The following is a 13,983-nucleotide window of genomic DNA, read 5'->3' as shown; positions in this document are numbered from 1 at the left end:
CCACCCCCGCCGCATCCTCCGCCGCCGGATTCTCCTCCGCTCCCCTCGCGGATGCCGCGACCAGTGCCGGCTCCGCGCGATCCGCAGCCGCCGACCCGGCCGTGCGGCGCCTCGCAGAACGCGCAGCCGCCGACCCGGGCGTGCAGCGCCGACCCGGGCGCGCAGCCGCCGACCCGGGCGTGCGGCGCCTCGCCGAACGCGCCCCCGCCGACCCCCTCGCGCTCGACGACACCGACTGGACGCGGCTCCTGCACGCCACCGGTGCCGAGCTCGACGTTCTGGCCGCCGCCGCCGACGACGCGCGCCGCTACACCGTCGGCGAGCCGGTCACCCTCGTGCGCAACCGCAACCTCACGTCGACGGGCTTCCGCCGTGCGGGCCGAACCGGCGCGGGCGAATTCGACCTCGCGGATGCCGAGGCGATCGCCGCGGATGCCGCCGACCTCGGGGCCACCGAGCTCTGCGTCCAGGGTGCGCTGGCGCCGGGCGAAGACCCCTCGGCGTACCTCGACCTCGTGCGGGCCGTGAAGCGCGGGGCGCCCGGCATCCATGTCCACGCGTACCGCCCGCTCGACGTGCGCGATCTCGCCGACCGCGGCGGGCTCGGGCTCGACGGCGCCCTCGCCGCGATGCGCGAGGCGGGCGTCGACACCGTGCCGGGCACGGGCGTGAAGGTGCTGAGCGAGCGCGTCCGCGGGCTCGTGGCCCCCGGCGATCTCGAGATCGACCGCTGGATCGAGGGCATCACGGCCGCGCATCGCGCCGGTTTCCGATCCACCTCGGTGCTGTTCTACGGACACGTCGAGACCGCCGAGGAGCGCATCGCGCATCTGCGTACGCTGCGCGGCATCCAGGACGAGACGCGCGGCTTCGCGGAGTTCGTGCCGATCCCCCTCCCCGGCGGCGACGTGCCCCTCGTCGCGGGCCGCGCGCCCCTCGACGAGCACCGCGCGATGGTCGCGGTGGCGCGCCTGATGCTGTCGGGGGCGATCCCGCACGTGCAGATCCCGTGGACCCGCGTCGGACGCGAGAACGCCGCGGTGCTGCTGCTCGCCGGGGGTGACGACCTCGGCGGGACGCTCTACGACGGGCGCGTGCTGCCCGACACCGGCATCGAGCAAGGTCTCGAGCTGCCGGTCGCGGCGGCAGAACGGATCGCGCGAAGCCTGATGCGGCCGTTCCGTCTGCGCACCACCGATTACGGGGTGGAGCGCACGCCCATCGACCCGTCGGCGCCGTACGTCGTCACCAGCGGGGGCACGCGGTTCCCCCTCCGCAAGGCCCGCCCGTGAGCGTCATCGACGTCGTCGTGGTGGGCGCAGGGTTCGCCGGGCTCGGCATGACCGATGCTCTGCACCGCGCCGGGCGCGACGAGGTCGTCGTCATCGAACGCGCGGGCGATGTCGGCGGTACCTGGCGCGACAACACCTATCCGGGCGTCGCGTGCGACGTGCCCGCCCACCTCTACAGCTATGCCGCGCACCCGCACGCCGGGTGGTCGCGGACGTTCGCCGAGGGCCACGAGATCCAGCAGTACCTGCGCGACGTCGCCGGGGGCCTCGTCGATCGCATCCGGCTGCGCACCCCCCTCGCGGGCGCGGAATGGGATGCCGACACCGCGCTGTGGCGCATCGACACCGGCGCCGAACAGCTCCAGGCCCGCTCCCTCGTGCTGGCGTGCGGGCGGCTGACCGAACCGCACGTGCCCGCGATCGACGGCCTCGAGTCCTTCCCCGGACCGCTGTTCCACTCGGCTCGCTGGGATCACGGGGTCGATCTCACCGGGAAGCGGGTGGCCGTCGTGGGCACCGGCGCGAGCGCCGTGCAGCTCGTGCCCGAGCTCGCCCAGCTCGCGGCGCACGTGACGCTCTTCCAGCGCACCCCCGCGTGGATCGTCCCGCGCGGCGGCGGCGAGATCCCGCCGGAGGAGCGCGAACGCCTCACCCAGAGCCCCGGCGCGCTCGCGCGGCTGCGCGCCGAGCTCTACGCCGAGGGTGAGGCCCGCTTCGCCTCGCGCTCCGGCGACGCCGCGGCCTCCGCCGCCGCCCGCGACGCCGCGCTCGCGCATTTGCACGCCCAGGTCGCCGACCCCGCCCTGCGTGCTGCGCTCACTCCCGACTACGCCTTCGGCTGCAAGCGCGTGCTGCTCTCGGACGCGTTCTACCCCGCCGTGGCATCCGACCGGGTCACGCTCGAACCAACCGCCCTCGACCGGGTCGATGGGTCGACGCTCACCGCTGCGAGCGGCCGACAGCACGACGCCGACGTGCTCGTGCTGGCCACCGGCTTCGCCTCGACGCAGCAGCCCTACGCCGAGCCCGTGCGCGGCGAGGAGGGCACGCTCGCCGAGCACTGGGAATCGGGCATGACCTCGTTCGGCTCCACGGTGGTCGCGGGCTTCCCCAACCTCTTCGTCCTCAACGGCCCGAACGCGAGCCTCGGCCACAACTCGGCCGTGCTCATGATGGAGGAGCAGGCCGCGTACGTCGTGCGGGCGCTCGCCGAGCGCGACCGCCGCGCCGACCGCGTGCTGCGGGTATGCCCCGAGGCCGAGGCGGCCTACACCGACGAGATCGCCGCGGCCGCGGCATCCACCCCCTGGATGACCGGCGGATGCCGCAACTGGTACGTCGATGAGCGGTCGGGGCGGCTGACGCTGCTGTGGCCGGGCACCGTGCAGGCGTTCCACGAGAGACTGACCGGCACCGACGGGTCGGAGTTCGAACCCGCGCACACCCCCGTGCGCGGCTGACGCATCGCCCGCTCGCGCGGGTCACGGAGAAGGAGAGTCATGAGCGTTCCGCTGCGATTCGGATACAAGGCCTCGAGCGAGCAGTTCGGGCCGAACGAGCTGCTCGACTTCGGCGTGCTCGCCGAGGAGATGGGCTTCGACTCGGTCTTCCTCTCCGACCACCTGCAGCCGTGGCGGCACGAGGGCGGACACGCGCCCAACGCCCTCCCCTGGCTCGGAGCGCTCGGCGCTCGCACCGAGCGCGTCATGCTCGGGACGTCGGTGCTCACCCCCACGTTCCGCTACCACCCGGGCGTCATCGCGCAGGTGTTCGCGACGCTCGGCGTGATGTTCCCCGGCCGCGTCGCCCTCGGCGTCGGCACCGGCGAAGCGCTGAACGAAGTCACCCTCGGCCTCGAGTGGCCCGAGCCGCCCGAGCGCTTCCAGCGCCTGAAAGAGGCGATCACCCTCATCGACACGCTGTGGACCGAAGACCGGGTCACTTTCGAGGGCACCTACTACTCGGTGAAGGATGCCACGATCTACGACCGTCCCGAGCAGAAGGTGCCGATCTACATCGGCGCCTCGGGTCCCGCGGCCACGCGCCTCGCCGGACGCATCGCCGAGGGCTACATCACCACGAGCGGCAAGGACCCCGAGCTCTACACCGAGAAGCTGCTCCCGGCCCTCGACGAGGGTCTCGCCAAGGAGGGCCGCACGCGCGACGACATCGACACGCTCATGGAGGTCAAGGTCTCGTACCACCCCGACCACCAGACCGCCCTCGAGAAGACCCGCTTCTGGGCGCCGCTCGCTCTCACCCCCGAAGAGAAGATGAGCGTGCACGACCCCCTCGAGATGCAGCGCCTCGCCGACGAGCTGCCGATCGAGCGGGCGGCATCCCGGTTCATCGTCTCGACCGACATCGACGAGCACGTCGAGCGCATCGCGCACTACGTCGACCTGGGCTTCCGGCACCTCGTGTTCCACGACCCCGGGCACGACCAGGAGGAGTTCCTGCGCACGTACGGCGCCGAGGTGCTGCCGAGGTTGCGGGCGCGGTTCGCCTGAGCGGTTCCGCCTCGATGTGGTCGGATGCCGGTGGAGGGTCACTCCCCGTGGCCGGTCGCGCCGCGCCCCGGCCCGCAGAAGCGGCGTGAGCGAAGATGGGAGCATGCCGCGTCGTCCCCATTCCGCCGTGCCCCTCGAATCGACCCCGGCGGTCATGGCGCCCGTCGTCGGCGGCGGAGGCCTCGACGCCCGCGCCGCGATGCAGGCCATCATCACGTGGGCGTCCTCCGGCTCGCGCCGGGAGGACCTGCTCCGCCGGAGCGCCTTCCCGCTCCCCGATGACATGCTCGCGTTCCTCGTCATGAACCAGCTGGCCTACCGGGGCGCCGCGCGACCCACCGAGCTCGCCGACGCCGCGCACACCGGCCGCTCCAACCTCAGCAAAGTCGTGCGGCGTCTCGAAGCGGCCGATCTCGTCGGACGCATGGCGAACCCCGACGACGGGCGGGAGACGATGATCGCGCTCACCCCCGGCGGACGCGAAGTGGCCGAACGCATCGTCGCGGCCAGTGAGACCGACTTCGCCCACGCCATCGCGGGCTGGGGCGATGACGAGCGGGAGCAGTTCGAAGACCTGCTCGTGCGCCTCGTCCGCGACCTCGATCGACGCGTCGACGGCGAGGTGCAGCGGGTGTCCGGTGCGCCCTGGGAGCCGTCGACGACGCACTGGGATCCGCGACCCCACGGAGACTGACGGGCGCGCTCGACCTTCGGAGGCGGTGTCGGATTCGGGATTGATTGTCTTCTAGACAATCATTGGGTAATCTCCCCCTGACCCGTTCGCGCTTCGAAGGAGAAGTCCCATGCCCGTCCGTCCCCTGCACACACGTCCCTGGTGGGTCGCCACCGTCTCCGGGATGGCGTCCTACATCGATTCCGCCGCGATTACCGGGTTCAGCACGTCGCTGGTGATCCTCCGCGCCGAACTCGGCCTCGAAGAGTGGCAAGTGGGCGCCGCAGCCGCGTCGCTCACGCTGTCGATCGCCGTCGGCGCTCTCGTGGGCGGACGGCTGGGCGACCGCTTCGGCCGTCGCCCCGTCTTCACGGTCACGATGATGCTCATCATCGCCGCCGCCGTCGCGCTGATCCTCGCCCCGTCGTTCACCGTCGTGATCGCGGGCGCGGTGCTGCTGGGGTTCGCGACCGGTGCCGACCTGCCCGTGTCGCTCGCGACGATCGCCGAAGCGGCGACCGACGACAACCGCGGCCGGCTGCTCGGCTTCTCGAACCTGCTGTGGATCATCGGCATCGTCGCCAACACGTTGCTCGCCAGCGTGGTCGGGGACTGGGGTCGCCTCGGCGCTCAGGTCCTCTTCGGACACATCGGCGTCGTCGCTCTTCTGGTGCTCCTGGGGCGCCTCACGATCCCCGAGTCCGCGAGCTGGACCACCGCACGCGAGGAGCGCCGCGCCGGGATCGCCACCGTCCGCGCCGATCGTTCCCGCATCACCGACCTGCTCCGGGCTCCCTACGCGGTCCCGTTCCTGGCCCTCATGGCGTTCTACGCGCTGACCGGACTCGTCGCCAACACGAGCGGCCAGTTCGGCACCTACATCCTCGTCACATACGGTGGCGCCACGGTCGGCCAGGCCGCGCTCATCGCGCTGCCGATGATCCCCATCGCCGTGCTCGGCTACCTGTGGTTCATGAAGATCGCCGACGGACCCCGGCGATTCCTGTACTTCCAGATCGGCGCCGCTCTCATGATCGTGTCGAAGCTCGTCGTCGTGTTCGCGGGATTGAACATCGTCACCTACGCCGTCAGCGCGCTGCTGGCCGCACTCGGCGGAGCCTTCGCCTTCGAGGGCATCATGAAGGTATGGACGCAGGAGGCATTCCCCACCCTGCTCCGCTCGACCGCGCAGGGGGCCATCATCTCCGTCGGACGCTTCAGCGCGGCCGGACTCGCGGCGGTCACACCGCTGCTGCTGCAGTCGGGTGTCGTCGCCTTCTACCTCCTGCTCACCGCCTTCAACGTGGTCGGCCTCGGAATCGCCTGGGCCGTCTTCCGGCGCCGCACCGCACCGGCGATCGACACCGAGGCATCCGCCGATCCGGAGGCCACCGGCACGGCCCCCGTGACGGGAGCGACCTCATGACACCCTCTCTTCCCGGGCCGCGGGTTCACCTCGCCGTCGAGGCGCCGCGCCCCGGCGACGCCGTCCCCGTCGGTCGCCCCGCGATCAGCTGGCGTGTCGAGGCGACGGATGCCGCGTGGTATCCGCACGGTGCGGAACTCGGGTGGGAATCCGATGGCGACGTGACCGTCGCGCGCATCGGCGGCGACGACCGGATCCGCATCGCCTGGCCTTTCGGTCCCCTCCGCGCCCGCCAGGAGGGCCGACTCCGCATCCGCCTGACGAGCCCCGACGGATCGGTCGGCGACTGGAGCGACCCCGTCACCGTCGTCGCCGGTTTCCTCGACGACGGCGAATGGGATGCCGAGTGGATCGGGCACCCCGCCCCGGACAGGCACGCGCATCCCGCCCTCTTGCGTCACGCGTTCACGGCATCCGGTGTCGTCCGGGCGACGCTGTACGCGGCCGCCGTCGGTTCCTACCAAGCGGACCTGAACGGCGTCGACGTCGACGACCACGTCCTCAAGCCCGGATGGACGCCCTTCGACCAGCGGACGGTCTACGACACCACCGATGTCACCGCGCTCGTGCGCGACGGCGAGAACACCCTGACCTTCCGGCTCGCGGGGACGTGGGCGACCGAGCACTTCGGCTTCCGCCAGAATGCTCGCCCCCGGTACGGCGATCAGCCCCGTCTCGCCGCGCAACTCCTTCTGGAACACGCGGACGGCTCGACGCGGTGGATCCGCACGGGACGCGAATGGCAGGGCGCGAGCGGCCCGATCACCGCCAGCGGACTGTACGAGGGCGAGCATCACGACGCCCGCCTCTCCCCCGCGTCCCGATGGGCGCCGGTGCGGGTCGTGGAGCCGGATCCGATTCCGGAGCCGCGCATCTCCCCACCCGTGCGCCGAATCCAGGAGCGACCGGTCGCGGCGATCCTGCCCTCGGACGAGGGGGCGATCCTGCTCGACTTCGGGCAGAACCTCGTGGGGCGTCTGCGCATCCGGGTGTCGGGCCCGCGGGGCACGACCCTGACACTTCGCCACGCCGAAGTGCTCGAGGACGGGGGTCTCGGCATCCGGCCGCTGCGCCGCGCGGTCTCCACCGACACCTACACGCTGGCGGGGACGGGCACCGAGGTGTGGGAGCCCGAGTTCACCTTCCACGGGTTCCGCTTCGCCGAGATCCGGGGCTGGCCCGGAAAATTCGATCCGAGCGCTGTGACCGCGGTCGTCGTCCACAGCGACATGACGCGTACCGGGTGGTTCCGCACCTCGCATCCGCTGCTCCAGAAGCTGCACGACAACGTCGTATGGAGCCTGCGCGGCAACTTCCTCTCGATCCCGACCGATTGCCCGCAGCGCGACGAGCGTCTCGGCTGGACCGGCGACATCCAGGTCTTCGCGCCCACCGCCGGGTTCCTGTACGACGTCCGCAGTTTCCTCGACTCGTGGCTCCGCGACCTGCGCCTGGAACAGGATGCCGACGGCACCGTGCCCTTCGTCGTCCCCGACGTGCTGGGTCTGGCGCGGCCCGCGGCCGCGTGGGGCGATGCCGCCGTCATCGTCCCGGACGTGCTCGAACGGCTCTTCGGCGACCGAGACACGCTCGCGCGTCAGTATCCGAGTGCACGCGCGTGGGTCGACCTGTGCCTCCGCCTCGCCGGTCCCCGGCGCGTGTGGGAGGGCGACTTCCAGTTCGGCGACTGGCTCGACCCGACCGCTCCGCCGGATCGCCCCGGCCACGCGATGACCGCGACCGGACTGGTCGCGACGGCGTATCTCGCACGGTCGGCCGGCGTCCTCGCACGCGCGGCGAGCATCGTCGGAGAGGAACAGGATGCCGCGCGCTACCGAGCGGCCTCCGACGAGGTCCGGGCCGCATTCGTGCGCGAGTACGTCACCGCGGCCGGCCGCATGGTCTCGGACACGCCCACCGCTTATGCGCTCGGTATCGTCTTCGACCTGATCCCGACCGAGACCCGCGCCGCCGCCGGGGTGCGGCTCGCCGACCTCGTCCGCGAGAACGGCTACCGGATCGCGACGGGCTTCGTCGGGACGCCGGTGATCCTCGACGCTCTGACCGCGACCGGGCACGACCACGCGGCGGCACGGCTGCTGCTCGAAACGGGATGCCCCTCGTGGCTGTATCCCGTGACGAAGGGAGCGACGACGATCTGGGAGCGCTGGGACTCGATGCTCCCCGACGGCAGCATCAATCCCGGCGACATGACGAGCTTCAACCACTACGCCCTGGGTGCCGTCGCCGACTGGATGCATCGCGAGCTCGGCGGACTCACCGTGCTCGAGCCGGGCGCGCGACGGGTCCGCATCGCCCCGCGCCCCCTCCCGGGCATCGATGACGCCGAGGTGGTCCTCGACAGCGCGTCCGGCCGGATCGAGGTCGCCTGGCGACGGGACGGGCAGCAGATCCAGGTGCGCGCGACGATCCCGAGCGGGGTCGAGGCCGAGACCGACGGGCCTCGGACCCTGGGTGCCGGCATCCACCACTGGACGCGTGCGGTCGTCGAACCCGACCCTCTCGGCGCGGTGGATCTGACCTCCTCGCTGGCGCAGGTCATGGACGATCCGGCCGCCCTCGCGATCGTCGAGAGCACCCTCGCCGAGCACCACCCCGCCGCGGTCGAGGCGATGCGGGCGGCGACGCGGTGGACGCGAGGCCAGACGCTCGCCGAGGTCGTGTTCCAGTACGCCAGCCCCGCGATCCAGCGGGAGATCGGTCGGCGCCTCGCGGTGCTGTCGGCCTCCCGCACCGCGAATCGAATCGAGGCACCGACGTGACGAGCTACGCACACCAGATCGATCGCCTGAACGCCCTGGGGCCACGGCGTTCGGGAAACGCCGCCCACAGGGCGCTGATCGACGACGTGGCGGCGGACCTCGCCGCCCTCGGGTACCGCGTCGAACGCGATACGCACACGTTCGAGCGCTGGGACGCCCCGGAACGCGGCGCATCGCTCACGGTGGACGGGCGCGATGTCGAGGTCTCGTCGCCCTGGCCGTACTCGGGAGAGACGGGAGCGGCGGGAGTCACCGCTCCGCTCGCACGGGTGTCGGGCCACCGGAAAGACTGGGCGTCGGCCGCCGGGTGCATCGCCGTGGTCGAGGTCGCGAACATCCAGGCCCCGGCGGCGCTCGTGCTGGACTCCTGGGGCGGCGACCTCCCGTTCGACGCCGTGGCGAACCCCGTCATCTCCGCCGAGCTCAGCGGCGTCGATCTGACCGCCGCGCGCGCGGCGGGGGTGGTCGGAGTCGTCACGGTCTGGCGCGGCCTGGCCGACGACGAGGCGCGCGGCCAGTACCTGCCCTTCACGCGCCCGTATCAGGGGCTTCCCGCCGTCTGGGTGCCCGAGACCGAGGGCGACGGTCTGGTCGCCGCGGCACGTCGAGGCGCACGGGCGACGCTGGTCCTGGATGCCACGCGGCACCCGGGCGCGAGCATGGACACCGTCTGGGCGATCTCGCCGGGGACAGGACCCCACGCCGACGAGAGCGTGATCGTGGTGACGCACAGCGACGGCGGCAATGCGGTCGAGGAGAACGGATTCATCGGACTTCTCGCGCTCGCGCGCGACGCTGCCGAGGTCCCGCACGACCGCACGATCGTGTTCGTCCTGGTGGCCGGCCACCTGCGGATTTCGGCGGTCACCGTGCACGGGCAGGCGACGACCGCCTGGCTCGACGCACATCCCGAGTTGTGGCGGGCGGATGCCGGAGGCTGCACCGCCGTCGGGGGACTCGTGATCGAGCACCTCGGCGCGAAGCGGCGGCGCGACGATGCGCCCGGCACGGACCCCGGCCACGAGGAGCTCGAACCCGAGCTGCTGTACGCCACCACGCGCGAGCTCGATGAGCTCGCGCGTGCGGTGTGGGAGGGCGCCGGGCCCGCACACCCCGTCAAGCCCGGGGCCGTGGTGCATCTCGGCGAGGGCGAGCCGCTGTTCGAGAACGGCATCCCCGCGATCGCCCTCGTGACGGGGCCGGTGTCGCTGCTCGCCGAGACTCCGTACGCGGGAGTCGATCTCGACGTTCTCGCGCGCCAGGTCGAGAGTTTCCGCACGCTGCAACGATGGCTCGCGGCGGCACCGGACCGCGCAGCATTCGGCACAGTGCGGCGTCCGAGTCGTTTCCGAAAGCTGCTCGCGGGGGCGCGGATCGCCTGGTTCCTCTCGCGGCGCCGACAGCGCTGACCAGACGGGCGCGAGCCCACGGGGCGGAGTGCAGCGCCACACACGAGATCGGACCGGTTTCCGCCCGCACCGCTACCCCCGGGAGAAATGTCGGGGGTCCGGCGCACAATGGAGTTGATGAGCATTCCTGAGGTCCGCGACGGGTGGACGATCGTCGTACCGGTGAAGCCCGCCGCCCTGGGCAAGACGCGGCTGACCGCCGTGACAGCCGACCGCGAGGCCCTGGCCAGAGCGATCGCGATCGACACGATCGCCGCCGCCGCGGCGACCCCGCGGGTCTCGCACGTACTCGTCGTGACGGATGACGCCGAGGTCTCGGCCCTGGTGTCGACCTGGCCCGCGGTCGACGTGATCGCCGAGGGCGACGTGCGCGGCCTCGACGCCGCGATCGCGCTGGGTGCCGCCACCGCCGGTCAGGGCGCGCCCCGCGCGGCGCTGCTGGGCGACCTTCCCGCGCTGACGCCGCACGATCTCGACGCCGCGCTCGAACTCGCCGGCCATCTCGAGCGGGGCCTGGTCCCGGATGCCGAGGGCGCCGGCTCCACCCTCGTCACGGCTCGACCCGGCGCGGTATGGGTCTCCGCTTTCGGCGCCGGCTCCGCAGCCCGCCACCGGCTCCTCGGGTGCACCGACCTCGCGGTTCCGCGCGGGTCGTCCCTGCGCCGCGACGTCGACACCGCCGCGCAGCTCGCCGAAGCCGTGGCACTGGGTGTGGGCCCGCGGACGGCGGCGGAGCTGGCGGCGGCTGCGGCCTGACGCGGGCGCCGCGGATCCGCCGAGTCTCGCGTTCCGAGCAGAACCCGAAGCCTGCGACGTTCGCGCAATCCTGCGACCGCCGAGTTCTCGGCATCCGAGAACTTTTTCGGCGGATCGGACAATACCCAGTGTGAGCACGAACGACGGCGACATCATCGTCCGGTCCCTGACGCACCGAGCGGCGTTCGCCGAACTGTACGACCGGCACGAACGTGTCGTACACCGCTACGCCAGCCGGCGCCTGGGATCCGCGCACGCGGAGGACATCACCTCCGAGACGTTCCTCGTCGCCTTCTCGCGGCGGTCGTCGTTCCTCGGCGGAGTCGACGCGCGGCCCTGGCTCCTCGGCATCGCGACGGTCCTCATGCAGAAGCACACGCGCCTCGAGATCCGGGCATGGAAGGGCATGCAGGCGGCCGACCTCGGGCGCGTCGATCTCGATGACATCGCCGCCGCCGACGAGCGGATGGATGCCGACGGCCTCGCCGCCCACCTCGGAACCGCCCTCGCGGACTTGGCGCGCGGCGACCGCGATGTGCTCCTCCTGCACACCTTCGGCGACCTCGACTACGCCGGGATCGCCGAGGCTCTCGGCATCCCCCTCGGAACCGTCCGCTCCCGACTGAGTCGGGCCCGTCGCAAGGTGCGCGCGGCCCTCACCCCGCATGTCCATCCGGCCCCGCGCCGAGAAAGAGAGAACTCGCATGGATGACCTCGCCATCCTCAGCCGCGTCCGCGAGGACGTACCGGACCGATCGCCCGACGACGTGATCCGTGGCCGCGCCGCCCTGCTGCGCGCGATCGAGGCACCGCCGGCTCACGCCGCTCGGCCACGACGCTCGTGGATCTGGATCGGCGGGTCGGTCGCGGCGACGTGCGGGCTGGCCGGCGCCCTCGTCGTTGCCGGGCTCCCGGGCACGCCGGGCAGTGCGGATCCGGCGGCGGCCGCAGTACTCGCCTCGGCGGCCAGTGCAGCGCGGAGCGTCACCGATCCCCTCGTGGGTCCGGGCCAGTACCTGGAGGTGCGGACGGACGCCGTCTACGCGGCCTCCGGCCCGACCGAGGCCGACGCCGAGCTGGCCCGGCGCGAACGCGACGGCAACATGACCGAAGCGGACGCGACGTCGTATCTGGAGAGCGAGGTGAGCGCGGTGTGGGTGCCGTCCGATCGCTCCAGCGAGTGGGTCTTCGTGTCGTGCGCGCGCACTCCGGTGCAGACCTTCGGCCCGCGCTCGGAGACCTTCGCCGCCGAGTCGTCCGGGTTCGGTGACGACGTCCGCCGCGTCCTGCCCGGCGGGCGCTGGTACGACGGCAACGCGTTCGGGATGCTGAGCGAGGACGATCTGTCCGCCCTCCCCCGCGATCCCGCCCAGCTGCTGCAGGAGATCTATCGGCAGAACGGCGGCGCCGGCCCCTCCCGCGACGGCGAAGCACTCGTGTGGATCGCCGATCGGTTGCGCTCGGGTACTGTTCCGGCGGGGATCCGCTCCCTGTTCTATGACACCGCGGCGTTGATCCCCGGCGTCAGCATCACCGAGGCGCAGGCGACCCTCAACGGACGAACGGGCACCGCGATCGGCCGAGACGAGGGCACCAACGGCTTTCGGCAGGACATCATCATCGATCCCGCGACCGGAGCCTTCATCGGCGAGCGTCAGGTACTGCTGCGGCCCGGCGCTGACATGCCCGCGGGGACGGCGACGGGCTCCACGTCGGTCACGACGACGGTCGTGGATGCCGTGCCCGAGGGGACGTCGCTGTGCGCGGGGTGACCGGTGTCGGCCCCGCCGACCTCGTGCTCCCGCCGACGCACAGCGTGGCGGTGCCCGCTCACGCCCCCAGCGCCACCTCCGCGATCGCCGCCGACGCGTCTTCGTCGCGCATCCACAGCGGCGCGACCACCGCGCGGATCCCCGAAGCCTCCACCTCCGCAGCCGCAGCCGCGTCCTCCTCGGCGAGCAGCCACGCGTCCAGCACCCCGTCGGCCGAGCGCGCACCATAGTGCCGCGCGACGGCGGCCGCGGAGGTCTCGACCCCGATCGCGGTCAGGCACACGTCGGCCATGCCGCGCACGACCCGGCCGCCGATGATCGGTGAGACACCCACGACCCGCGCGGTCGTGGACCACAGCGCCTCCCGGATGCCCGGAACCGCCAGGATCGGGCCGATCGAGACGACGGGGTTCGACGGGGCCAGCAGCACCACGTCGGCGTGCGCGATCGCCTCGACGACGCCCGGGGCGGGCACGGCATCCAGAATTCCGGGGTTCTCGAACCGCGTCGGAACCAGAGCCGCCCGGTAGCGCGTCCACCACTCCTGGAAGTGCAGGCGTCGACCGTCCTCGACGTGCACGTGCGTGTCGACCTCGCTGTCGGTCATCGGGAGCAACCGGATGCCGAGCGGCCAGCGCTCCGCCATCCGACCGAGGACCTCGGTCGGGGTGAGGCCCTCGCGCAGCCAGCCGGTGCGCGCCAGGTGGGTACCGAGGTCGAGGTCGCCGAGCGTGAACCAGGGCCAGCCGGCGCCCCACGCCTGCAGTTCCTCGTTCACCCGCTCGGTGTCGCCCGCGCGCCCCCAGCCGCGGACGGTGTCGTTGACCCCGGCGAGCGCATACGTGATCGAGTCGACGTCGGGCTGCAGCCGCACGCCCGACAGCCACAGGTCGTCGCCGGTGTTGACGACCACCGTCGCCTCCGGGGCTCCGAGCCCGGCCAGGGCCGCACGGACGCCGAGGGTGAACTTCGATCCGCCGACACCGCCGGCGAGGACGACGACGCGAGGCTGAGGATGTGGCATCCGTCCAGTCTTCCACCGCGCCGGGCGGCGCGATGCGTGGATGCGATCGGCCCGGCGTCCCGGCGCACAACTCCTGCGCCTCCGGCAGCTCCGGACGCCGCACCCCGCACCGGCACACCGGGCACAACTCCTGCACCTCGAGTGCCCGCCCCGCCACCGCCCGCAGAATTCCGCGGGCCACGGCCAGCCTCGCCGCCGTTCTGCAGGAGTTGTGCGTCACCGGCCGCCGCTGCCTCACGTCGCTACGGCGTCACCGGCCGCCGCTGCCGCACGTCGCTCCACCGGACGCCGCACCCCGCACCGGCACACCGGGCACAACTCCTGCACCTCGAGCGCCC

The 13,983-nt window shown here is 72.4% G+C and carries 11 protein-coding genes; 10 read left to right on the top strand and 1 reads right to left on the bottom strand.

Annotated elements, in window-relative coordinates; translation table 11 throughout:
* The 10 genes from FE256_RS15300 to FE256_RS15255 all read left to right on the top strand — a co-directional run.
* Positions 1–1,292, top strand: a 1,292-nt coding sequence (locus FE256_RS15300; RefSeq protein WP_354646073.1) for a radical SAM protein, incomplete at its 5' end; no start/stop codon positions are given.
* Positions 1,289–2,752 carry a flavin-containing monooxygenase gene (locus tag FE256_RS15295; protein ID WP_138177374.1) on the top strand — a complete coding sequence of 488 codons (1,464 nt, stop codon included), beginning with the start codon at positions 1,289–1,291 and terminating at the stop codon, positions 2,750–2,752. The genes FE256_RS15300 and FE256_RS15295, both read left to right, overlap by 4 nt.
* A gap of 39 nt (positions 2,753–2,791) precedes the next feature.
* The gene (fgd, locus tag FE256_RS15290) at positions 2,792–3,802 is read left to right on the top strand and encodes a glucose-6-phosphate dehydrogenase (coenzyme-F420) (protein WP_138177372.1); all 1,011 of its coding nucleotides are present in this window, start codon (positions 2,792–2,794) and stop codon (positions 3,800–3,802) included.
* A 103-nt stretch (positions 3,803–3,905) separates the two neighbouring features.
* Positions 3,906–4,496 carry a MarR family winged helix-turn-helix transcriptional regulator gene (locus tag FE256_RS15285; protein ID WP_138177370.1) on the top strand — a complete coding sequence of 197 codons (591 nt, stop codon included), beginning with the start codon at positions 3,906–3,908 and terminating at the stop codon, positions 4,494–4,496.
* Between the two features lie 109 nt (positions 4,497–4,605).
* The gene (locus FE256_RS15280; protein WP_138177368.1) at positions 4,606–5,901 is read left to right on the top strand and encodes an MFS transporter; all 1,296 of its coding nucleotides are present in this window, start codon (positions 4,606–4,608) and stop codon (positions 5,899–5,901) included.
* Positions 5,898–8,684 (top strand): alpha-L-rhamnosidase, encoded by a 2,787-nt coding sequence (locus tag FE256_RS15275; RefSeq protein ID WP_138177366.1) that lies wholly within the window; start codon positions 5,898–5,900, stop codon positions 8,682–8,684. The genes FE256_RS15280 and FE256_RS15275 overlap by 4 nt, the downstream gene beginning before the upstream one ends.
* Positions 8,681–10,093: a hypothetical protein gene (locus FE256_RS15270; protein ID WP_138177364.1), complete on the top strand. Its 1,413-nt coding sequence runs from the start codon at positions 8,681–8,683 to the stop codon at positions 10,091–10,093. The genes FE256_RS15275 and FE256_RS15270 overlap by 4 nt, the downstream gene beginning before the upstream one ends.
* A 117-nt stretch (positions 10,094–10,210) precedes the next feature.
* Positions 10,211–10,849: a 2-phospho-L-lactate guanylyltransferase gene (gene cofC, locus FE256_RS15265; RefSeq protein WP_138177362.1), complete on the top strand. Its 639-nt coding sequence runs from the start codon at positions 10,211–10,213 to the stop codon at positions 10,847–10,849.
* A gap of 130 nt (positions 10,850–10,979) precedes the next feature.
* A complete protein-coding gene (locus tag FE256_RS15260; RefSeq protein WP_252371049.1) occupies positions 10,980–11,561 on the top strand; it encodes an RNA polymerase sigma factor in 582 nt (193 codons plus the stop codon).
* Complete coding sequence (locus FE256_RS15255; RefSeq protein WP_138177360.1) at positions 11,554–12,621, top strand: CU044_5270 family protein; 1,068 nt, start codon at positions 11,554–11,556, stop codon at positions 12,619–12,621. The genes FE256_RS15260 and FE256_RS15255 overlap by 8 nt, the downstream gene beginning before the upstream one ends.
* 58 nt (positions 12,622–12,679) lie before the next feature.
* On the opposite strand, the gene cofD is transcribed toward FE256_RS15255, so the two are convergent.
* A complete protein-coding gene (gene cofD / locus FE256_RS15250; protein ID WP_138177358.1) occupies positions 12,680–13,645 on the bottom strand; it encodes a 2-phospho-L-lactate transferase in 966 nt (321 codons plus the stop codon).
* Positions 13,646–13,983: the final 338 nt, after the last annotated feature.

The sequence above is a fragment of the Microbacterium sp. 5K110 genome (genome assembly GCF_005774735.1).
Lineage (GTDB): Bacteria > Actinomycetota > Actinomycetes > Actinomycetales > Microbacteriaceae > Microbacterium.
This window is presented reverse-complemented; position numbering and strand designations above follow the sequence as displayed.